The following is a 21,862-nucleotide window of genomic DNA, read 5'->3' on the forward strand; positions in this document are numbered from 1 at the left end:
ATAAATGAAATTTAGTTTATTCGTTTAAAATGGCTGAGAGCCCTATATCCAAAGGGCTTAAAGCGATCCTTTCAGATCTTTATTTTCATAACAAAAACAACACTGCGCACGACGTAAAATATAAAACTTAAACTTAAACAACAACTTATAAATTTACCGTTTAATAATTCAATAATTTAATTTTCAAATAACTGTAAAAAATTTCAATTGTTGAAATTTTAAAAGCCCCATAAACGCACGTTAAACGATCCTTTTGAGATCTTAACAAGCGCTATACCAAGGCTTTCAGCGCCTTATACGGTAATCCCTACCCACCTATAATTTCATAAATACAAAACTGAAATAAAAAAGTTTCTCAGAACGCGCAGGTGTGTGAGAGGAGTATTTTTTCCGTGGCTTCTTCTCTCCGTGCTGTCGCTCAGGTATTTAATTACACGCAAGTGCAGGCTTCATGACAAGACTTAGCAAATCATTGATAGCATGGGCATTAGTGTTGATAGCACTGTGCATATAAACAGCTGTTGGGTTATACTGGAATTGTCAGTCAGTGGAGGGTTTTATGCGTGTAACTTGTAGAGAATGTGGGTCCATTAGTACCATTAGAAAATCAAATAAAATATCAACGGATTATTCAGAATTGTATTGCGGATGTAATGACCCCGAGTGTGGTCATACTTTTGTTGTTAGCCTGGGCTTTAGTCATTCGCTCAGTCCATCAGCTAAAACATCTACTCAACTTGCTTTTGAATTATTAAAAACGTTAGCACCAAATCAGCAGCAGGAGCTAAAAGCACAGCTTTCTTTGCTCTAATTGTCAGATAGTTGTATTTGCAAAACAAAAAAGCCCTCAATTAAGAGGGCTTTGTATTGCAAGGTAGTTAATTTAAATAATTACTTCTCTTAGCCCCGCAATACCTACAGCACTTTTTGACTCATTCCTTGATGTTTTTATAGTGTAGTCCAAGTTACCGTCAAGTTCGGCTCTTATGATCCCATGCGTAAATCCACGGGCAACAGGTAGCTTTATGATTGAGTCGTTAATTTTAACCTGACCATCAATAGGGCTGTCTGAGTAGTTACTACATATTGCAAATAGCTCTACAACGCCATTACCTGTAAAAGACCCATTAATATTATTACCATTATCAGCTAAAACGTAGTTATAACCATGCGCCTCAGTGACTCCATTCAGCGAAATTTCAGCTTTATGATAGTCAATTGTAAAAGGTGCGCCGGAATATACCGGATCAGAAAAATCAATATTATTAAGTCGGCTAATGCCCAATCTAGGGACTCTATAACTATTTAACGTGTCAATATCAAACGTCAACTTATCGCTAGAAACAACCGCAGATAAGATATCAGTGGTTAAATTGACCTTATTTATCACACCTGTGTCGTTTCCAATCTCTAATGAATAGCTTTTCTTTTCAGTCGATAGGCCACTAATGTTATAAAACTCTTCTCCTTCATTTAATTGCGCTATCAAGGTATCCCCTTCATACACGTTAGCTATAGAAACATTCTGTGAGTTATTTTCCCACGTGAGATTTTCATTAACAACGTCTACATAAAAAGACGCAACACTTTTAGGTAGAATGGCACCATAGGAAGGACCATGCTCACTTGCTCCAATATCAATGCCACCTCCCTGCGTTCGCAAAAAGTCCCACTGATCAGTAGCAATAGAAACACCGTAAATAGACTCAAATAACGCTAGTGTTTCGCTTATATCCTTCCCTTGGTCAATACATGGTGAACCATCTAGCAGTCTAAATCTGTTTGCGGTATCAGATAGATCAAGTAAGGCATCGCCCTGTAAGCAAGAAGCAAAATTAGTATCAATCAAAGTGTCTTGTATGCCACCTTCATGCCTAACATGAAAGTCATCAAAAATACAGTGAGACACCTCTAATAAGTCTCCTTCTGCCGAGTAAATATCTAACTCCGCTTTCTCGCTTCGCTTAGATAAGATGCAGTTAGCAACATGACCATCTTTACCGCTTGTAACACTGATATGCCGATAATTGTTATGAAGTGTATTGTTATAAATATGAAGCCCCTTAGAGCCTGTGAAGTTTATAGCAAACCCTTCATTATAACCTGTGCTTGTATTGAGAGCCTGATCGCTTGATGGCGCTATATCCTCAACAGTATTGCCGATAACATACACATCCGTTTGCGCTGAACCTGATACACCGTAGCCCCCGTCGTAAATTTTATTATTAATAATCCATACATCCTTTGGGTTATTATGAAGCACTACTATCTTTCCCACATCAGAAGTAATCTCTGGATCTTCACCGTGACAATCATTAGAAGATACTACAACATGATTACAGCCCTTAATATCTACTGCATTCTCTCCATTGTCATAAAAGTGATTACCCCCAATAAACATAAAATTACATCTACTAGGATTGTTTTCCTCGGTTAAACTTGCTCTACCAACCTGTACACCATCACCACCACAGTTAAACGCAGTGTTATAAATACACCAAAAGTAATCAGCATTATGCGTACAACTCATTGCGTGATAATCGTTTTCTGCACCTGAAACCCAGTCACCATAACCATGCAAATAGTTGTCATAGAATAAAATATACTGATTTCTTATTGTACTACTAAGACCTACAACACCAAGTGCTGAACCTCGCCCTGATGATGCCCCACCATCCCCATAACACTTGCGAATCATGACATGGTGCACACTGCTTCCATTGTGTGACCCAAGGCCAATACCCATCTTACGTGAACTAGCATCAATAGAAAGATCACAATGCTCTATGTTTATGTAGCAGCCCTTAAGTAAAAAATTAAATTTATAATTAGCAAGTTGATATGAATTTTGGCCTCTTAACCAAACGGGTTGCTGTGCAGTCCCCTCACAAAAAAGTTGAACTTGTCCGTTCCCGCTATAGGGTGCATAACCAACGAGGGTTATTACAGTATTTGGCGGGAACGGTTCACCATCAACAGTTATCCCTCTATCCCCTGATCGCGGCACTGATTTTCTAGGGAAATCAGGCGAGCCGTATACTCGTTCTGACCCATCGCCATTTGTATCACTGGCTTCAGGATGTTCATAGTGAACCCAGTATTGACCTGCTTCTTCAAGGCTATCGTTAGCTTCCGTTCTTAAAGGCGCTTGTTTTGAAATTGGATCTTGATTTTCCCAATAAAACAGCGGTTGTCTTATTCCCAGCGGCATTCTAATCATTATAAAATCTCCAATATACTTAATGTTTCTATCTCACATGCGTCACCTGCCACACCACCGCCAGTCACATAAAATCTACCTGTTATCTCCGTTCCCGTTGCTTTTATTACTGAAATGTACGAATCCATTTCAAAGGTCACGAATGCGATTGGTTGAACCTCTACACCAACCCAATTTTTAAACCTACCATCGCCATTAGTTCCCGCCTTGTTTCTAGCTACAAGGTGTATTTGAAACTCTTGCCCAACAACACTTGGAAAGCTAAAATCTATTCGATCTTGTGAACCATCAGTAGACGTTAATGTTGCGACACCACCGTTGATGATCAAATCCGAACCTTGTTCTGAAAAGTCGCTTTTATCAGCAGTATCGAAGTAAGGGTTAGTCATTACATCGTCATCGCTAAACGTATAAGTCTGATCAACATTAATAGTCTTACTTAACGTTGCATAGCCACCTCGTCCATCTTGAACAGTACAGCTAATAAGATATTCACCCGCGTCTTCATAGTCATGATCCATGAAACGCCCTGTAGCCGCAGTACCATCACCATGATCCCATACATACGTTAATATTTCATTTTCGTCATCAGTAACTAACGCTTCAGCTTCAACATGCAATAATGTTTTAGTCACTTCAATAGAAACAAAAACAGGGTTTACATTTACCTCTTGCACATAAATATTTTTTGTTACATAAGAAGCAGCACCATTTTCACCAATAGCCTTTAAATCTATTTGGTAAGAGCCTTTATTCGGAAAGTTGTATGTTTCAGTTTCATTTGTAAAAGTTAACCCATTTATAATAAACTTGTAGGATTCACCGCCTGTAGCGATAAAGGTAACTTGAGTCGGATTTACTTCATCAGCAGAGTAAGTGAAATTAGCTTTAGGCAAACCAACACCAACAACATCAACAAAAAACCTATAATCCCCAACTTCCACCAAAAACTTTCCATGTTGCGCATATACGTGAGTTGAACTTTGCCCCTCAAAACCATCCCCATATTTAAAGTTTGCTGTTTCACCATTAGGTCTGACAAACACAAGAGTATTACCCACTTGGGATGCAATCAATCCAGCAGTGTAATAGTCTACTGTAATCTCTACAGAGAACTGCCCCATTTGCACAAGATATGTTCCATTTTCAAAATAAGTGTAGGTAGGGTTTTTATTGCTATCTGTGTCGCCATTCCCAAATAACCAAGGTTCATCGTAACCCGACTGATTTATACACGTAATTGTATTACCGTTTAATGTAACGCTAAATTCATTTACACCAGTTACCACAATAGTTTTTGAGAAAGCACCATTTGTTATAGTGAACGTTCCATTTTTCTTATATAAATAGATAGGATTAACTTCATCTATAATAGTGCCGTCCCCCATGTTCCACGGGGCTGTAACACCAGTTTGATTTATGCAATACACTGTGAAATCAGACTGAACAACTGAGAAGTCCACATACACTTCAGATGCGGCTATCCAGTCGGTTGCTGTTCCAGTTTCATCGAAATTACTCCCAGTAAAATCATCTACCGTAGGCCGTACCATTTCACCTACTGCCACGTATTGACTTGTAATAGGGATTATTATGTTGCCGTCTGTATCTATATCTGCAAACCCTTTGGCTACATCGTTCCGGTCGCTATCTATCACAACGTATCCCGCACCACTAACCGCCACCCCTAGATTTTCAACTTTAAACCTTACTTCTAAAGCCATTTGATACCTCGTATTTTTTATTCATCCCCATCAACCCCTTTAATTTCCACCTTTGCCCGCGTCCAAATGGAATTTTTAAGCCACGCGAACCGCTTAGGTTCTTCATATTTAGGTGGATCAGGCGGGACGATAATTTCAGTTTTAGGAGCTGAAACTATCCCCCGTGTGATCAACACTTCCCAGTTATTAGCGATTGCCATTCATCACCTCTTATTCATTTGTCTTACTAGCCGATCTGACAATTAGGGGTAACAATGGCAATTCACTATTAGTTAGCCGGTGCTTTTGACCGTGTCCATCTTGCTGTTGTCATCCAAGTGAATCGTTTTAATTCAATCGGCTCAGTTGGCGCCATCGGCCCTGGCCTTTTCCACCTGAGCATGGCCGCATCTTGGTATTTACCTTTAACATTCATCATTTCACCTTATCGTTTGGTTTATCGGCCATAACCTTGTGGCTGTGGCTGCTGTCTTTGTTGTGGTGGCTGTTGTTGCGGTTGGTAATTGTTTGATGCTTGCTGTTGCGGCGGCTGCTGTTGATTGTTTTGATTATCGCTATCCCAAAAAATATACAACTTCAATTTTCCTGCATGGCCAATCGGCAAAGCATCAAGCTCGACTTCCACGTTCGGTGCGGTTGAGTACTGTTGGCTAGGCCATAACGTTGCACGACCCACACTGATGTAACGATTTTTTGTTATAGGTTGGCCGCTTTGTCGGTCAACTTGGTTAGTTTGATATTTTTCCGCGACTACCGCGACGCGGCCTTTATCGATTGGTGCATTGTTCATTTACTTCTCCAGTTTTATTAATTCATTTTCTGGTACCGAAAAATGTACCGTAATTATTTATTTACTTAATTCGATTCGTTTTACAAAACGGCCGTTGGCTTTTGCCCGTCTTACCGACACTTCAGCAATGACCGCCGTAGCCCAAACCATGCCCTCGATCACTTGCACAATTTGCGGCAGGTCTAACCAATCGACAGTGCAATTCTTATTTGGCTGATACTCATACCAACCGTTTACGATTTTTTTGGGCATTCAACACCTCTATCTTCAAGACCAAGCATTTCTACTGCTTTAAAATAAAAGTTTTGAGCTAAAAATTTATCTATTCCTTCAGCGTAACTTTTAGTTATTTCTTTGGTGATGCCCCACCCGTTGTTGTCATAGGGTAAGAACGCCAGTTCAAACGGTAAAGCATCGAAGCTATTTTTTGTGTTCGCTCTTACTTGAACGTCACCCTTTGCAAATATGTAGTTTTTAATCATTCCATTTCTCCACTATCAGTTATGTAAATCACTATGCGTTAAGCTGTACTTAACGCATTACCACTGTTCCCAACCAACACTGCTTGCGTCTTCAAGCTCTCGAACTCGCATTTGCAATCCTAAATCCGTATTAATTAACGATGCCTTGCGGCCATCACCCGTTAAAATCTGTGCACCTGCCATGGCTGGCACTAATAAAGCTGGGTCTAACTCGACGCCTAGCTTTTTAAACTGTTCAATAACGTCTAGCTCCGTTTCGGGACTACGTTCCATGCTCCCCGTACAGTTATTGACAGAACTCCAAGGAAGCTGCGCTTCTTTTTCTAAAACCGCTTCGCTCCCTTGTTTCTTGGCGATAACCCAACCGTCAACGTGCGTGATCATCGTTTTAGCAAAAGTCGCAATTCCTTTGAGCTTTTTAACCACTTCACCGTATTGATTGCCCACGGTTTTATAAGCCATCTTGATAGGGTGATCGGCACGGGCACAAAACAACCCACCCATTGCATGGATGTACATACCCCAGTTATTTGAATTTGCACTGATACGTGCGACTTCCATTGCATCTTTGTGTTTTTGTAGGTCAATGAGTGATTGAACAGGCTTATTTGAAACGTACTTTTCACCCAATTCTGCGGCTAAATCTCGCGCTTCTTTTTCTGCTTTTTTATCTGCTAATTCTTGCTCTGTTTGATCAAGTCGGCGTAGTTCACGCCAAACCGAAACAGGTGCGCCACCAATTTGTTGAAACTGACGAATACGCCATAAACTAGCCCAACCACAAACCGCTTCCGCTGTTTTATCTGCAGGTGTGCCCGTTTCCTCATCATCGGCCATTTTGTAACCATCAATATTTTTAGCGATGTATTTAGCGATGTAACCTGTTGCACTGCCCTTTGCAGGGTCTATTTTTTTATAATCAACACGTGCAGCAATACGCTTACTAACACTAAATATATGATTGCTTTCTTCTTCAAATAATTCGTTAGCAAATAGGTCATCTGTTTGTATGTCGTCTTTAATCGCTTTATTCCACAAAGCAAAATCAAGGTTATTAACGTTCAATTCCTCGCGGTCGGCTTGGGTAAAGTAGTCCGATAACACAAACTTAATGATCTGCTCATGCTCAGGTTTAAAGAAAAATAAAGCGTGCCAATGTGGTGTGCCATCGTGGTGAGGTTCGCAGACTCGAAAGCCGAACATGTTTACATCCATGCGTTTTAACTTAGCGCGTGCTTTGGCCCATACTTTGGATAGGTATTGTTGTGCAGATTTAGGGTTAGCTCCGTCGTATTTATCATTTTCAACGGACCATGTTTTGTTGTTGTTTTTCACCTTCATGTAAGCATGAAAGCGGCTAGGCGTAGTAATAGTAAAAAAGCCGCCCATCAATTTATTTTCTTGCGCTAAATCTTCAAAGCCGCGCATACGCACCATTAGTTCATGACGACGTATTGCAGGGTTAGCCATTGAGCCCTTGACGATATCAAGCATTTCAATCTCTTCGCCCGTTTGCTCATTGCGCGCCACCATTTTAGATAGCGCCAAGGTGTTAGCGTTTTTACGGGCACGACAATCTTTAAGCCCCGCATCACTTAAATACACAGATACACCGTGACGAACACGACCGTTTAATATTTGGCAATGCTCACAAAATTGGCGGTAAGCGGTATCAATCTTTCTTTCCCACCAATCAGCATCAACCAAACGTGCAATAACAAAACCAGCTTCAGCCTCTTTTTCGCGCTCGTTGAATTCAGCGTCAGATTCACCCTCAATTCTTTCAAGGCTAACCGCTGACGCTTTGGCAACAAACTTCCATTCAGCCGCTATTTTTTGAAGCATGTCGGCAACGTCAATCCATGATTGCCCTTGCTCTGCACCATCAACCACGTTTGTTCTACATTTATCAGACCAAAGCGCGGCCTGTTGTTTACGCAATCCATCGTGCTTTAACTCATTTAATGAAACAGGGAATTTAGCCACCGCGCGCATCACCATTTTAATGCGGTGACGCAACCAAATATTTGCCTTATTAACGCCTTTATTGGCGGTAGGGTTCGCCTGTTTACCAAGCATTACTGATTCCCATTTTTTCACGTACTGGCCAAAAATAGAGATCGCTAAGTCTTGAGGTAATGCAGAATGCAATAAATTACACGCCCACTTTTTATCGGCATCCCATAAACCCTGAGTGCCAACATGTGCATTTTTTAATACTTGGAATGGTTCAGCGCGGAATATTTTGTCTTTCTTTTCTTTGGCTTTTTTTTCTGCTTGTTTTGCAGTAGGAATAGTCGGATTAAATTTATCCCACAGTCCATCAACCGATGGCCCCGTAGTATCAACTTCTTTTTTTTCTAAATTGATATGACGATCACCTGCGGTTTTATCCGCAGGGTACACTTCATCAAAGTAGCTTTTATCATCTAGCGACTGTAAATGCTTTGCTCTTGGTGTTTTTAGTATTTCAGTAGTGTTCATTAAAATGGTATCTCTATGTCTGAAAACGCTATATCTCTATCAATACAAAGCTCAAGCGCTAATTTTTGTTCTCTTTCTAGAATTTTAAATATTCTGTTTGACGCTTTTTTAGTATCAAATCCTTGGTAATCAAGCTCTTTTTTATTTATTAAATACGCTTCAAGTCTTTCAATTTTAAGATATATCTTATGCAACTTAGATTGCCTGTCTTCCATATTCATGCTTCACCTTCCAATAAAAAGTTAGCAACATTCATGACTGCATTCCCACATTCACCAAGGCTACAAAGCGTAGAATGCAAATCGATTAATGAGGGGTATTCCATCGATGCGCACACTTCACCAGTTTCATCATGCTCATGGGAAGTAAAGACCCCATTATTAAAAGAAATAGAATGCTTCGCGCTAACACGAATTCTTTGATTCAATTTAAGGTGTGCCATTTCAGTGACTGATTTAATCGTTTTCTTTTTCATGTAATGGCCTACTTAAAATCTGAAAGTGTAAGGTGACTGAACTCAGTCGTGATTTGTTGCACTTGCTTAATGGTTCTAAGCAGTTTCATCACTTCTAATTCACTGAATGCACTGATTGGCATACCCACTCGACGGTCTTTAATGCCTGCTAATCGGCAAAAAGTAGCTTGAATTTTTACGTCTACCTTTTCCCAAGCAATCGCGCCGCGGTTATAGTTTTCAAAAAGTGCGTGAATCTTTTCAAGGTGTTGGTGTTCGTTTTCAGGTGCCACATATTGAAGTCTATTAGTTGCGCTCATACCGCCCCCATTGCTTTATCTTTTGCATCTGCAATCAGTTCAATCAGCTTGTCTTCTAGATCACGCAACTGCTCATAGGCCAGTGAATTATCCAAATAAACTGCACGGTCAAAAATTGGCTTATATATGCCGAAATAATTAGTATCTGCATTAAACACTTTCACCTGAAAATCTTTAGCATGAGCTGAGTACGCTGTTTCAATATGTATAACGTCCGAACTTAAAATGGCTAAATCACTAATTGCGTTAACCATTCGACACAACAACTGTTCATCAGCAACATAGGCAGGTTTCTGCGCGAGTGCCGCTTTAGCTAAATCAGTGCCTTTCGGAGACTTAATCAGCAGTCCCATGTTAAGTGCCTTTGAAAATAAAGTGCCCATGCTTATGCTCCTTTAAGTGCTGCGGTTTTAAGCGCAGGAAGTAGATCAGGTGTCACCGCATTAATAAAAGCCGCACGTTCTGGCTTGCTTAATGCCATGACTAAATTGAACGGCGCAGTTGCACCCATTTTTAAAGCTGTGTTATATTCATTCGACATAATTTTTATCCTTGATAATTGTGTAAGTGGTGATCAGAGTGAGCGCTCTGGTTACCACGCTGTACTTACTTAACTTTCAGCCTTCGTTCCGCAAAATGGGCAGTAAGAATTAAAAATTCTTATTTCTTCTTTTTTCTTTTGTCCTGACAATTCAATTAACACTTTGCTAAATGTCCTGCTTCCTGCTTTACCGAATGTCATTGCTACATTTTCCATCTGAACGCCAACAATCTCTTTCTTAAAATTTTTTCCTTCAATTAAATACTTCTTAACTTGATCAGTTTTTTCTTCAATACAATTACATTTACCCATCACTTCATTTCCTTTTTTAAATAATCCTGAATCTCACGGTACACATCGCCTACTTTGAAACCCTTCGTTCTTGATTTGTAATAAAACTCTTTTGCTACTATTCGCTTTAAAATTTGCTTGCGTTCATTCATTAAGCTAGTCCCGGTGCTCCGTTGTTCATGACAAATTCAGTGGTCATTGCTAAAAATGGGCTAACACCACTGGTTCGGTTTTCTAAGTCATTTGCCAACAACACTAAATTTGCTATCCCTGCATGACAGGTATCTAACAACTTCTGTGTTTTACGTCTTGGCAATACTGTTTTCCCTGCATTCTCTAATGCTTCTGTTGCTAAGTTCCCTGCATTCTGACTGTGTAATAACGCACGTTTTGCTAACGTTGTTTCCTCACAATCTCTATTAACTCTCACTGCAACCATGTCCAATGAAAGCAACATTCCGTTTATTAATGTGCAATCACCTGTCGCTTTAGTGATCATCTTTAACTCAAAAGCCGATAACTTATGCGGCTGACTTGGGTTTAACTTATCGCCTAACTTTTTAATGCCGGTTAGCTTCCCTACTTCAGTTAAGTTCTGAGCCTCTGAAAAGGCATAGCAAGCTGCGTCATATCGTTTCTGGGTATCCTCACGGAAAACGCCCATAGTTTCTTTACCTTCCATTGGCCATACTCCCTATTAAGAAAACTAATTAGTTCCAAGCTTTATCAGCATTGGCATCCATACAGCGCTGTGTGAGTTGCACCATATTGATATAGCGTGTGCCGCCTGTTCCATTTTGAACAAAAGGTAATTGGCCGTTATCACACTGCTTACGGACAACGTTAATTGTCGCGCCTGAACGTCGTGCATATTCAGGTATGGTTAAAAGTGGTACATCAAGGGCGATGGTCATACTCATGATGCTGTCCTCGTTCGTTACTGGTTAAAAATAATTGCGCTTTCACTGGCTGACACAGAGTAAGTGCAATAGGCAACTGTTTATTGAGCGGTTGCCGCCTGTTTAAAATCGGCCTTAAGTTCGCCGTTGGTGCTTTCTTTATTTAATCGAACCAGTTCTCTATATCCTTCACCTTTTGGTGCTAGGCGGACAACACGACCATTTTTGCCAATGCGTAGTAGCTCAAGCGGTGTATTGTTTTCTTCGGCAACGCTAACAAGGCGCTCAACTTGATAAACGCGAAGTTCAGGGATGTTTTCGCCCCAATCTGAAACCGCCATACGAGTGATACCAAGCGCTTTGCCCACCTTGGTCGCGCTACCGAACATCTTAATTACTGTTGTTTTTTTCATTTTATTTAACTCCCTGCTTAAATGTAAACTAAACTTACAATCGATAATAATTAAATCAAAAGTAAATGTAAAGTAAACTGTCAAATATATTTTCACAATCAAAAGCAAACTTTCTTTTTTAGGTGTTAAGATTCCTTTACATGAAACCAAGTAATTTTTTATCAAGAAGAAAAGCTTTAGGCTTAACACAGGCTGATACTGCACGGTTGGTTGGTGTTAGTAGAGTTTCAATTAGCCAATGGGAAAAGGGGGAAACCTCTCCGAAAGGTGTAAACTTACATGCCCTTGCTAAAGTTTTAAAATGCGACCCTGATTGGCTTTTAAACGGCCAAGGTTCGCCCGCACCGCAAGTAAAAGAATCATTGATTGATTACAACGTGCAAGCAACACCGCAAAAATTGCATGGTGGCTTTCCGCTTATCTCTTGGGTGCAAGCCGGTGATTGGTCAGATATTGCGTTAACGTCTATCCATGAAGCCGATCACTACCCTTGCCCTGTCAAATGCAGTAAAAGCACTTTCCTATTAAAAGTCATTGGCAAAAGCATGAGCCCTGTTTTTAACGAGGGTGAATTAATCTTTGTTGACCCAGAAGTACAACCAATAGACGGCAAATATGTAGTAGCGCGATTAGACGATGAAAACCAAGCCACGTTCAAGCAACTAATAATCGAAGATGGCCACAAGTTTCTACAAGCAGCAAACCCCAACTGGCCAACACCAATTCAACCCATCAACGGCAACTGCACCATTGTTGGTGTCGTCATTTCAGCAATGAGATTGTTTTAGTAAAAATCTACATCTTCCAGCATTGGTAGATGACAAAATTATCAAGCAAGGAAGTAAGAATGGCATCAAGCAAATCAAAAAAATTCAACATCACTGCTAGCTTCGGCGAAAAATCTAAATTAAAAAAATTAGATAAAAAAGCGTTAGAATTAGAAAGTAAAGGTTGGAATGTTATTGACAAAGTTGATGGTGGTTCTTTTAAACCATCTTACGTACTAGCTGAAAAAATAGAACAGCCTTCCTCGATCGAAGAAAAACCCAATAAGAAAGCTGGGTGCTTAAAAGCCCTTTTCATGATTATTATTTTGTCCACTGTTATTGCAATGTGCACAGGTAAAAGCACGACTACTGAACCCACAAAAATAAAAGCACAAACAACTCAAGTATCAAGCATTGATAAAGAGATCAATAGTCTGCTATCAAAAGGTGAGCAACAAGCTTATTACATATTGTCATCAAGAGACATAAGCCACGCAACGAGAAGTAGATATCACACATTCATATATAGCCCGTCAGCAAAAACTAATGATCAGTTATTAGCGACTGCTGCCAGTGTTGCCAAAAAAGTACAGGTTGATAACAGAGTTCAATATTCATCTGTTGTTATTTTTGATGCTGAAGAAGATGGCACCCCATACCTATCAGTTGATTTTGCGCCAGATAGAAAAGGCATTTCAGGTGAAGAAGATACAGGCAGCCGCTTTAAGATAGAGTGGAGAAATAAACTACCTGAATAACCTCCCATTTCAAAAGGGCCATTGCGCCCTTCTCAATTAATAGACAAACCCAATGGCAATCAAAAAACAAACTAACGGCAAATACATTGCAGATTTTCGGCCTAACGGGGCGAATGGTCCACGCGTTCGTAAGACCTTTGATACTCGCACCGAAGCAAAACGTTTTGAACAATACACATTAAGCCAGGTGGTAAATAATGAATGGCAAGCTGAAAAAGTGGATCACCGCCGTTTAGATGAATTAATCGAACTCTGGTTTAACTTACACGGCCAAGCATTAAACGATGGCAAAAAGCGTAAGAACAAATTATTAGCCATGTCATTAATGATGCGCAACCCCATTGCTAAAAATATCACCGCCAGTGACTTTTCAAAATATCGACAATTACGCATTCAAAACGTATCAATCAAAACCGCGAACAATGATCAAACTTATTTGAACGCCCTATTCAATGAATTAAAACGATTGGGTGAATGGCCTCACGGCAACCCATTAACAGAATTACGCGCATTAAAATATAAACAACCTGAAATGGGCTTTTTAACACCTGAAGATATTGAAGCAGTATTTGAAGAATTAAAACAGGGTAGGAATTACGACGCGTACCTAATTTCTAAAATATGTATCTCTACGGGTTGTCGTTGGGGTGAGGCTGAATTACTAACCGGCACACAATTAACGCCCTACCGTATCACCTTTATTCACACCAAAGGCAATAAAAGACGCGCCGTGCCAATCAGCGAAGCACTTTACAATGAATTACCGCGTAACAGTGGCCGTATATTTAGCAATTGTATTAAGTCGTTTAAAATGGCGATAGAGCGCGCAGGTGTCATATTACCTAAGGGACAATCAACGCATGTATTACGCCACACCTTTGCTAGTCACTTTATGATGAACGGTGGAAACATATTAGTGCTGCAACAAATACTGGGTCACGCCAGTATTACCGACACTATGAAATATGCTCACTTCTCCCCAACGCATTTAGAAGATGCGATCAGATTAAACCCGCTTTCAACAATAGAAGCATAATGAAATTATTTATGTTTATACCAATGATTGATAATCGATTCAAAATCAGGCGCCAGTGCAGCTTCTTCCTTTCTGCATTCATTGCACACAATAGAAACATCACATCCAGATCGTTTATGATCATGTACTGCATATTTACAATCAGGTGAACCACAATCTGGGCAAACTCTTTCTAAAGAACAATCATCTTCAGCGGCTTCTAATAAGTCGTAAAATTTATCTACTCTGCTCATACACATCGCAACTTTATAAAAATAATGAGTTACTTAGTTTAAGCAAAAAGAATTATATTTCCCACAAATTATTTATTTGAACATAAAAAAATAATTTGTATGGACAGAATATGGACACTAGAACGAGAAAGGCCCCGTAATCCATTGATTACAGGGCCTTTTATGTGGTGGAGATGGGGGGAGTCGAACCCCCGTCCGAAAAACCTACATCCTCGGTACTACATGCTTAGTCAGTTATTTGGTTAACTCGTTAATCTCCAACTGACAGGATATTAAAAAGCGAGTCCGATACTATTTCGCGGTTCACCCTCGAACAAGGTTCCCTCGCTATCCGATGTAAATGACCTTCCGAATCCCTACCCATTGGAAAAGCGCGGGTGGAAGGCTAGCTAGCCTAAGCTGCTAGAGAGTAGTTAGAGTCGTTTGCAACTATAACGTTGGCGGCTTTTTACGAGGCCAACCGCCACCTCGGCATGCACCTTGGGTTTCAAGAATCTCGTCGAGTCCTAAATCATCCCCACAGTGGTTAGTGATAAATCACCAACAAGTTAAGTTTAACAAAGCTAAGTGATGCAAGATAGCATTATCTTGCATGTTGTTTGCTAACTGCTTAATTATCGAACGCTATGCTTCATCATACGTTCTTTTTGAACTTGCCACTCACGATCTTTAACATCACTACGTTTGTCGTGATCTTGTTTACCTTTTGCTAAAGCAAATGAGATTTTTACCCACGCATGTTTCCAATAGAGTGAAATAGGAATAATGGAGTACCCCTGACGTTCTACTTTACCGACTAAGTTATCAAGCTCACGGCGTTTTAGTAATAATTTACGATAACGTAAAGGATCACAAACTACGTGCGATGATGCGGCGAGCAATGGTGGAAATGTTGCATTAAGTAGGAAAGCCTCTCCATTTTTTAAGAAGATATAACTATCTGCAATATTTGCTTTACCTGCGCGTAAAGATTTCACTTCCCAACCTTGTAACTCAATTCCCGCTTCAAAGCGTTCCTCTAAGTGGTATTCATGAGAAGCACGTTTGTTACGTGCAATTGTATTGTCGTTATTTTTTGGTTTTGAGTTTTTTTTAGCCATAACCTGCATTATACCCTTTATCATTCAAGGTGGAAAGTTCAGCAAGCATTGAAATGAACAGGATCTAGGCAGAAAGTTGGAGATATAACGGGTTAAATTATAACTTTCTAACCACTAAGATGTTTACTTCAGAATTTGCTCTATGAGTCGCTCGCTGAGAATCAACTTTGTAATACAATACTGAGTAATGATCAACTATTATCATCACCTTATGATCTTGATTTTAATCGACAAGCTAGTGACGGAGTAAAACATGTTAATGACTGAAATGTAACTAGCATTTGTTGTTAAATGATTATTTTATTTGTTGGAAAGTCATTCATTTATCAGCATTTTTTTGCTATTTTTTTTCAGTTCGCGCATCGCATCGTGTAAGATACCCTTTTTCAACGAGGTAAGATATGGCTAAAGTATCACGCAGCGCATTGTTGATGTATAGCGCACAAGAAATGTATCAACTAGTGAATGATGTGAATGCTTATCCTGAGTTTTTACCAGGTTGTAGTGAAACAACGGTTTTGTTAGATCAAGTGAATTTAATGAAAGCGTCCATTAAAGTTTCTAAAGCGGGTATTAGTCAAACCTTTGTTACAGAAAACACATTGGTTGAAGGCCAATCTATTTCGATGAAATTGCTAGAAGGCCCCTTTAAACATTTAAGTGGTGGTTGGACTTTCACAGCTTTAGATGAGCAAGCCTGTAAAGTGAGTTTAGATTTAGAGTTTGAATTTAGTAATTCCATTGTTAAATTAGCCTTTGGACGTGTTTTTCATGAATTAATCGGCTCTATGGTTAAATCTTTTTCAAACAGAGCAAAGACCGTTTACGGTGCACGTTAATATTTATCTCGAGGGAGCATGCAAATGAGTGGGTTAATAGATATCGAAGTGGTTTATGGCATTCCCCACAAGCAAGTTTTGTTGTCATTAAAAGTACCCGAAGGGACAACGATTGAAAACTGTATAAAGTTATCAGGTATTGTAAAACACTTTCCTGAAATTGTGCCTAGTGAAGCGGTTGTAGGTATTTTTAGTAAGCCAGATAAACTCGACAATACGGTTAAGCAAGGTGATAGAATTGAAATTTATCGCCCACTGACAGCCGACCCCAAAGAAATGCGTAAACTAAGAGCAGAAAAAGCCAAGCAAGCGAAGAAGAATGAATAACAGTTAACGATTAGCATTGAATGCAACCTAGAAACTCTTTTTCAACGAGTGAGAATAATCGAGTTGTTAGGCAGATGACGATGTGATCTAAAAATGGAAGTGTAATAACTCTACACATAAATGCTAGATAAAACTCCTTAATAATAACCAAAAAAAGCGCCTTTAGGCGCTTTTTTGGTTTTTACTACAAGTTACCTTTTCGGTTTTATAATATGTTTTGGTTTTATAAATTACTTTACGATTTTATAAACTAATAGTAATTAAAATTGATGACTGTATTGGACAGCCGCTAATATAGCATTAGCATGCGTTGTTCCGGTGATTTTAGAAATTCCTGTCTTTTGTTCATCAACATCCACATCTTTACCTAATAAGTAAGTTGCACCAACATCAATATTAGCATCTTCTGACAAGTGATAAGTGAACCCAGCAGAGAACCATTGGCGATCTGAGTCTGGTACCGAAATAGAAGTCACTTTATCTTGCGCACTTTGGTCATACATATAACCTGCACGTAATGTCCATGTGTCGCTTAAGTAATAGGTTCCGCCCAATGAAAAATGCATTGTATCTTTCCATTGATAATCATTAATCGTGCCGAACGCTTTTGTATCTAAGGTATCAAACGATGACCAGCCAATCCACTGCACACTGTAATGCACCGCATAGGGTGTGTTTTTAATACGGTGGTATCCAGAAAACTCCGCCATATCAGGTAATCCCATATACAGGGTATCATCCTTAGCTGTCACGCCACGATAAGTAATATCCCCTTTTGCTTTTAATTCAGGGCTATAATGATACGACAAACCAAATCGGTTATTTTCATTCAACTCAAAAACGGTGCCTAAGTTAAAACCTAAGCCAAATCCAGCTGCATCTGCATCTAACACTGTTACTTTACTGCCGACGTTCAATTCGCGTTTCAGTTCTCCAGTCCCATAGATGATGTCTAACCCACCGCCGACGCTCCATTGTTTATTGAATCGATAAGAAACGGCTAAGCCTAAGTTCAAGCTTTTAACATCGGTTAAACCACCATATTCAGACCCAACAAAAGAGTCATTAAAATCAGTGGCCGTACCAAAATTTGAATAAATATCGAAACCCACTGCCACCTTTTCGTTAAGTGGGAATATCACATGAATATTTGGTGCAATAGAGATACCTCCAGCATCATCATAATTTGAACTCGCGCCACTAGGTGCAGTTGGGCCTGTGTAGTTTGCATTTTTGATATTAATATCAGTCTTTAAAAAATTTAATCCCGTCGAGATTGATGTTTTATCAAATAGAGCCATCGTTGCCGTATTACGCGCCATTGCAGAGGCATTATCGGCAATCACAGCATCACCAGCAAAAGCGCGCCCTAAGCCTGTCGCAGATTGAACATTAAGCTGAAACCCTGCAGCATTTACTTGTAATGCAGTGAGTGAAATCGCACTCGCTAAGAGTGTTTTTTTAAAGAAACATAAACCTTGCATCTGAGTGCGCATATTATCATCCTTGCTGTCGTGAACTCGGCTGTATCGCGTTATCACTTAATAGTTATAGAAGAAGCATAATTCAGAAATAACATTTGCACGCAGTTATGCATTAAAAGCGTGACAGAGTGCAAATGCTTATCATTAAATTTTACATAATTGCCGACATATGGAAGGGATTGAATAAATTTAACAGCTAGCTAGTGCATTAAAAGTGATTGAAATTAATACACTAGCGTAAACAAGGAAGATCTAAAAATTTAAATGAATATTAATAAACAAGATGTATTAAATTGTTATCAGACAAAAAAGTGTCGTCAGTGACACCTAATTTATTATAGCTAATCAGTTCACGTAACCCATCAATATATGCCTGTCCACGTTCAGAATATTTAATCAACGTACCCGCTAATAAAGTACCTGAAAAGGTCTTATTCGCCGCAACTTGTTTTGCTCGCAGGTCACGTAATGATTGATATGCTGAAGTAGAGTTAATATTCAACATATAACCTTCTACCGACGCTAACGGAGTATCGAATCGCGCAATGCCATAATCACCTAACTCAGTACGTTGCTGCTTTGGTTTAATCCCATTGCCACTAAAATCCCACTGCCCAAACAGTGCATTTCCTTCAAGTGCAAAACGAGACGTTCCCCAAGCACTTTCCTCTGCTGCTTGTGCCAATGCTAACGAAGGCGGAATAATATTAACGCGCTTCAATAACTGCTGTTTAAGCTTATTGGTTAAAGCGGTTGTCTCTTTATCGATAACACGATATTTGATAGCAATGTTGATTAAATCAGGAGACGTTAGTTTGGCATTTTTTACCACCTTACGCTCATGTAAAATATTTTCATTTGAGACCAGTATTAAGGGTAAAATCAAACGCAAAAAAATACTCTTTTTGTCGTTCACAGGCATATTTTGAGAAACTTCCTGCCACTCAGGGCTAATCCCCTCAAAGGTTAAACGCGGCACCTCCTTTGAGCCTTTATCCCAATAACCAGGCGTATAATGTAAATCATTGAATACCTTTTCTAGATCCTCTAAAGAAGTAATTTTAATTTCAGTAGGGTTAGCCATCAATTGCTGAGTAGGCGAAATCTTCTCTGAACAGGCAGATAAAAATAGCACGCTACAAAGCATACCGATAATATATTTTTTCATAAAAATCTCCGTAAAATAGTTAACTTCCAATTCGTTAACCGTTTCACTGTAGTAGTAATAAAATAAATAACACCATTAGTATCGCTAATGGCTAGGCTAATAATTGATTGCGATATGACAACACGACCTACAAATAAATTCGTAAAATAATAAAAAAACATGAATACACTATATTTTTTACCGTCAACAAAGTTTTAATCAATAGACTATATACGTGGTACGAAGAAAAAAGGTTTACTATGAATTGTAAATTGATGTCGTTAAAGAGGTTAATCATTAGTCCGCTTTTAACTATTAAGCATCTTAAAGTAAGTATGGGCTCTGCCACTAAAAATCAAGGGTATTGTTAAAAAATACGCAGAGTCGTCATTAATAAAACAGACACAAAACTTACGAGGAAGAAGTAAGCCATTTTAACATGTTACATGGAATGCTTAATGAGTGTGATGGGTAACAATACTAGTAAACTACCCACCCACTTTAATTACAATGCAGAACTGCCTGAAAACAAACCTGCTAGATTCAACAAATGAATAATAGGTAGCATTAACATACATAATAATGCCAACCACATAAGCCACCCGATAAAACCATTACTCCTCATGGTTTTTAAAATACTACCGCCATGCGTTTTACCAACAAAGTATAAAAGACAATATTGGATCAGCATGATCCCAATCACAACCGGTAATGCAGGCAATCCCAAAGACGCAACAACCATCGGAATAGTCAATACTGACATATACGCAACAGCAATTATGATCACAAACTCTTTTGGACGAAAACCAGTTAAATCCTCAAGGATTGAATCACTCTGTGTTGTATCCTTATTTTTCATATATACCTCTTAATTTCAAACGGGACGAGTATTATTTAGCATTGTAGATTCAACATTAATAATTCAATAGCTCACGCTTTTAACAAAATAATAAGGATCATCGTTAAAAAATGACTAATGCAAATTATGATCATTAAAACGATGACCATTAAAAAATAGCTTTAAAATAATGAACGCTTTTTAATGCCTAGAAAACATTTGTATGATAAATGCAATTTCAGCGTTTGTCTCAATAAAATGATCCTTATAAGAGGCCCATCATTTTTATTCCCCCTTTTCACTTGAATCCAAACTCATTAATAAAGCATTTTCACTAAAAACGATAATTATTACTTATAAAACAGAATACTAGCTAACTGCCACCTTAAAACACCAATTTGTTCACTATTCAAGCAAACAACTACTAATTTCTTACAATACTGTAAATAACGCTTGCAATATAATGTGATCTCTATATCATTCGCCGCACTTAAACGGACGCGAGATGGAGCAGTCTGGTAGCTCGTCGGGCTCATAACCCGAAGGTCGTAGGTTCAAATCCTGCTCTCGCAACCAATCTTGTTTAAGAGAAGAAAAGCTTATCGGGCTCAACTCTCTATAAACAATGGCGAAGATCGTAGATTAAAATATTACTATCGCAGCCAATCTTGTTTAAGAGAAGAAAAGCTTATCGGGCTCAACTCTCTATAAACAATGGCGAAGATCGTAGATTAAAATATTACTATCACAGCCAATCTTGTTTAAGAGAAGAAAAGCTTATCGGGCTCAACTCTCTATAAACAATGGCGAAGATCGTAGATTAAAATATTACTATCGCAACCAATCTTTTTAAGTATAAGTTTTATATATCGGACGCGAGATGGAGCAGTCTGGTAGCTCGTCGGGCTCATAACCCGAAGGTCGTAGGTTCAAATCCTGCTCTCGCAACCAATATGTTTTGGAAAATTTTGTTTACAAGAAGAAAAGTTCCTCGAGTTCAATTCTTTATAAACAATGGCGAAGATCGTAGATTAAAATATTACTGTCGCTGCCGATTTTTAAAATGAAAAGCTTTAGAAAAAGAAACATTAAATCCGGACGCGAGATGGAGCAGTCTGGTAGCTCGTCGGGCTCATAACCCGAAGGTCGTAGGTTCAAATCCTGCTCTCGCAACCAATTTTTGTTTAAAGAATAAGAAAGAAATATCAAATCCGGACGCGAGATGGAGCAGTCTGGTAGCTCGTCGGGCTCATAACCCGAAGGTCGTAGGTTCAAATCCTGCTCTCGCAACCAACTTCTAATCTCTTTAGAAGATCCCTTAAAAGAAAACATCATATTTTTAAATAAAAGTGATATTTTTTTTGAGTCGTCTAGTACCTCGACGGGCTCAACTCTCTGTAAACAATGGCGAAGGTCATAGATTCAAGTCCTGCTCTCGCAACCAACTTCTAAACTCTTTAGAAGACATAATCACAAGAAAAAAACACATAATAATAAAACTTCAAATAGCGATACGCGATGAAGCAGTCTAGTACCTCGTCGGGCTCAACTCTCTGTAAACAATGTCGAAGGTCATAGATTCAAGTCCTACTCTCGCAACCAACTTCTAATTCTTTTAGAAGGTAAAACCCAACAATAAAACTCCCAATATTGATACACGATAAAGCAGTCTAGCATCTCGTCGGGCTCAACTCTCTGTAAACAATGGCGAAGGT

General features: G+C 39.1%; 27 protein-coding genes, 4 tRNA genes and 1 other RNA gene. 10 read left to right on the top strand and 22 right to left on the bottom strand.

The genetic code is table 11. The annotated features are described in order from the left end of the window. Positions 1–559: 559 nt before the first annotated feature. A complete protein-coding gene (locus H5084_RS06870) occupies positions 560–811 on the top strand; it encodes an ogr/Delta-like zinc finger family protein (RefSeq protein ID WP_182690001.1) in 252 nt (83 codons plus the stop codon). Positions 812–883: 72 nt separating this feature from the next. Here the strand turns inward: H5084_RS06870 and H5084_RS06875 are convergent, their stop codons facing one another. From H5084_RS06875 to H5084_RS06950, 16 genes are all read right to left on the bottom strand, one after another. Then, a complete protein-coding gene (locus H5084_RS06875; protein WP_182690002.1) occupies positions 884–3,220 on the bottom strand; it encodes a right-handed parallel beta-helix repeat-containing protein in 2,337 nt (778 codons plus the stop codon). Beyond that, positions 3,220–4,944: a PKD domain-containing protein gene (locus tag H5084_RS06880; protein WP_182690003.1), complete on the bottom strand. Its 1,725-nt coding sequence runs from the start codon at positions 4,942–4,944 to the stop codon at positions 3,220–3,222. Before H5084_RS06880 ends, H5084_RS06875 begins: the two co-directional genes overlap by 1 nt. A gap of 17 nt (positions 4,945–4,961) precedes the next feature. Next, a complete protein-coding gene (locus H5084_RS06885; protein WP_182690004.1) occupies positions 4,962–5,144 on the bottom strand; it encodes a hypothetical protein in 183 nt (60 codons plus the stop codon). Positions 5,145–5,380: 236 nt separating this feature from the next. Next, entirely contained in the window at positions 5,381–5,734 is a 354-nt protein-coding gene (locus H5084_RS06890; RefSeq protein WP_182690005.1) for a hypothetical protein, read from the bottom strand. Between the two features lie 57 nt (positions 5,735–5,791). Next, entirely contained in the window at positions 5,792–5,986 is a 195-nt protein-coding gene (locus H5084_RS06895; RefSeq protein ID WP_182690006.1) for a hypothetical protein, read from the bottom strand. Then, positions 5,968–6,216, bottom strand: a complete 249-nt coding sequence (locus H5084_RS06900) for a hypothetical protein (protein ID WP_182690007.1) — start codon at positions 6,214–6,216, stop codon at positions 5,968–5,970. Before H5084_RS06900 ends, H5084_RS06895 begins: the two co-directional genes overlap by 19 nt. Before the next feature lie 57 nt (positions 6,217–6,273). Beyond that, on the bottom strand, positions 6,274–8,700 hold the full coding sequence (locus H5084_RS06905) for a replication endonuclease (RefSeq protein WP_182690008.1): 2,427 nt from the start codon (positions 8,698–8,700) through the stop codon (positions 6,274–6,276). Further along, a complete protein-coding gene (locus H5084_RS06910; protein WP_182690009.1) occupies positions 8,700–8,921 on the bottom strand; it encodes a hypothetical protein in 222 nt (73 codons plus the stop codon). Before H5084_RS06910 ends, H5084_RS06905 begins: the two co-directional genes overlap by 1 nt. Next, on the bottom strand, positions 8,918–9,175 hold the full coding sequence (locus tag H5084_RS06915) for a hypothetical protein (RefSeq protein WP_182690010.1): 258 nt from the start codon (positions 9,173–9,175) through the stop codon (positions 8,918–8,920). Before H5084_RS06915 ends, H5084_RS06910 begins: the two co-directional genes overlap by 4 nt. 8 nt (positions 9,176–9,183) lie before the next feature. Next, entirely contained in the window at positions 9,184–9,474 is a 291-nt protein-coding gene (locus H5084_RS06920) for a hypothetical protein (RefSeq protein WP_182690011.1), read from the bottom strand. Then, entirely contained in the window at positions 9,471–9,857 is a 387-nt protein-coding gene (locus H5084_RS06925; RefSeq protein ID WP_182690012.1) for a hypothetical protein, read from the bottom strand. Before H5084_RS06925 ends, H5084_RS06920 begins: the two co-directional genes overlap by 4 nt. 2 nt (positions 9,858–9,859) lie before the next feature. Continuing rightward, positions 9,860–10,015 (bottom strand): hypothetical protein, encoded by a 156-nt coding sequence (locus H5084_RS06930; RefSeq protein WP_182690013.1) that lies wholly within the window; start codon positions 10,013–10,015, stop codon positions 9,860–9,862. Between the two features lie 69 nt (positions 10,016–10,084). Beyond that, on the bottom strand, positions 10,085–10,330 hold the full coding sequence (locus tag H5084_RS06935) for a hypothetical protein (protein ID WP_182690014.1): 246 nt from the start codon (positions 10,328–10,330) through the stop codon (positions 10,085–10,087). Between the two features lie 127 nt (positions 10,331–10,457). Beyond that, positions 10,458–10,988: a phage regulatory CII family protein gene (locus tag H5084_RS06940; RefSeq protein ID WP_182690015.1), complete on the bottom strand. Its 531-nt coding sequence runs from the start codon at positions 10,986–10,988 to the stop codon at positions 10,458–10,460. A 28-nt stretch (positions 10,989–11,016) separates the two neighbouring features. Beyond that, entirely contained in the window at positions 11,017–11,226 is a 210-nt protein-coding gene (locus H5084_RS06945) for a hypothetical protein (protein ID WP_220485913.1), read from the bottom strand. 80 nt (positions 11,227–11,306) lie between these two features. Then, a complete protein-coding gene (locus H5084_RS06950; protein WP_182690016.1) occupies positions 11,307–11,618 on the bottom strand; it encodes a Cro/CI family transcriptional regulator in 312 nt (103 codons plus the stop codon). A 140-nt stretch (positions 11,619–11,758) separates the two neighbouring features. Here H5084_RS06950 and H5084_RS06955 point away from each other — a divergent pair, with 140 nt between their 5' ends. The 3 genes from H5084_RS06955 to H5084_RS06965 are packed head-to-tail and all read left to right on the top strand — an operon-like array spanning position 11,759 to position 14,179. Then, positions 11,759–12,406 (top strand): LexA family transcriptional regulator, encoded by a 648-nt coding sequence (locus H5084_RS06955; protein ID WP_182690017.1) that lies wholly within the window; start codon positions 11,759–11,761, stop codon positions 12,404–12,406. A 59-nt stretch (positions 12,407–12,465) separates the two neighbouring features. After that, on the top strand, positions 12,466–13,143 hold the full coding sequence (locus H5084_RS06960; protein WP_182690018.1) for a hypothetical protein: 678 nt from the start codon (positions 12,466–12,468) through the stop codon (positions 13,141–13,143). 52 nt (positions 13,144–13,195) lie between these two features. After that, complete coding sequence (locus tag H5084_RS06965; protein ID WP_182690019.1) at positions 13,196–14,179, top strand: tyrosine-type recombinase/integrase; 984 nt, start codon at positions 13,196–13,198, stop codon at positions 14,177–14,179. Positions 14,180–14,184: 5 nt separating this feature from the next. On the opposite strand, the gene H5084_RS06970 is transcribed toward H5084_RS06965, so the two are convergent. The 3 genes from H5084_RS06970 to smpB all read right to left on the bottom strand — a co-directional run bounded on the left by H5084_RS06970 (position 14,185) and on the right by smpB (position 15,512). Further along, positions 14,185–14,412 (bottom strand): hypothetical protein, encoded by a 228-nt coding sequence (locus H5084_RS06970; RefSeq protein ID WP_182690020.1) that lies wholly within the window; start codon positions 14,410–14,412, stop codon positions 14,185–14,187. A gap of 165 nt (positions 14,413–14,577) precedes the next feature. Beyond that, positions 14,578–14,931, bottom strand: a transfer-messenger RNA (tmRNA) gene (gene ssrA / locus H5084_RS06975). A gap of 95 nt (positions 14,932–15,026) precedes the next feature. Then, the gene (gene smpB / locus H5084_RS06980; RefSeq protein ID WP_025565722.1) at positions 15,027–15,512 is read right to left on the bottom strand and encodes an SsrA-binding protein SmpB; all 486 of its coding nucleotides are present in this window, start codon (positions 15,510–15,512) and stop codon (positions 15,027–15,029) included. Between the two features lie 401 nt (positions 15,513–15,913). Here smpB and H5084_RS06985 point away from each other — a divergent pair, with 401 nt between their 5' ends. After that, positions 15,914–16,351, top strand: coding sequence for a type II toxin-antitoxin system RatA family toxin (locus H5084_RS06985; RefSeq protein WP_028869638.1), 438 nt, complete (start codon positions 15,914–15,916; stop codon positions 16,349–16,351). A gap of 24 nt (positions 16,352–16,375) precedes the next feature. After that, positions 16,376–16,678, top strand: coding sequence for an RnfH family protein (locus H5084_RS06990; RefSeq protein WP_028869637.1), 303 nt, complete (start codon positions 16,376–16,378; stop codon positions 16,676–16,678). 260 nt (positions 16,679–16,938) lie between these two features. On the opposite strand, the gene H5084_RS06995 is transcribed toward H5084_RS06990, so the two are convergent. From H5084_RS06995 to H5084_RS07005, 3 genes are all read right to left on the bottom strand, one after another. Further along, complete coding sequence (locus H5084_RS06995) at positions 16,939–18,174, bottom strand: outer membrane protein transport protein (protein ID WP_259396694.1); 1,236 nt, start codon at positions 18,172–18,174, stop codon at positions 16,939–16,941. Between the two features lie 259 nt (positions 18,175–18,433). Beyond that, positions 18,434–19,330, bottom strand: a complete 897-nt coding sequence (locus tag H5084_RS07000) for a glucosaminidase domain-containing protein (RefSeq protein ID WP_051369209.1) — start codon at positions 19,328–19,330, stop codon at positions 18,434–18,436. 484 nt (positions 19,331–19,814) lie between these two features. After that, positions 19,815–20,168 (bottom strand): hypothetical protein, encoded by a 354-nt coding sequence (locus H5084_RS07005; protein ID WP_028869634.1) that lies wholly within the window; start codon positions 20,166–20,168, stop codon positions 19,815–19,817. 478 nt (positions 20,169–20,646) lie between these two features. Between H5084_RS07005 and H5084_RS07010 the strand changes: the two genes are divergently transcribed. From H5084_RS07010 to H5084_RS07025, 4 genes are all read left to right on the top strand, one after another. After that, a tRNA-Met gene (locus H5084_RS07010) sits at positions 20,647–20,723 on the top strand. A 298-nt stretch (positions 20,724–21,021) separates the two neighbouring features. Further along, positions 21,022–21,098, top strand: a tRNA-Met gene (locus H5084_RS07015). A gap of 148 nt (positions 21,099–21,246) precedes the next feature. Then, positions 21,247–21,323: transfer RNA gene (locus H5084_RS07020), tRNA-Met, on the top strand. Between the two features lie 40 nt (positions 21,324–21,363). After that, positions 21,364–21,440: transfer RNA gene (locus H5084_RS07025), tRNA-Met, on the top strand. The last annotated feature ends 422 nt before the right edge of the window (positions 21,441–21,862 follow it).

The organism is Psychromonas sp. SR45-3 (assembly GCF_014163575.1).
In the GTDB taxonomy this organism is placed as follows: domain Bacteria; phylum Pseudomonadota; class Gammaproteobacteria; order Enterobacterales; family Psychromonadaceae; genus Psychromonas; species Psychromonas arctica.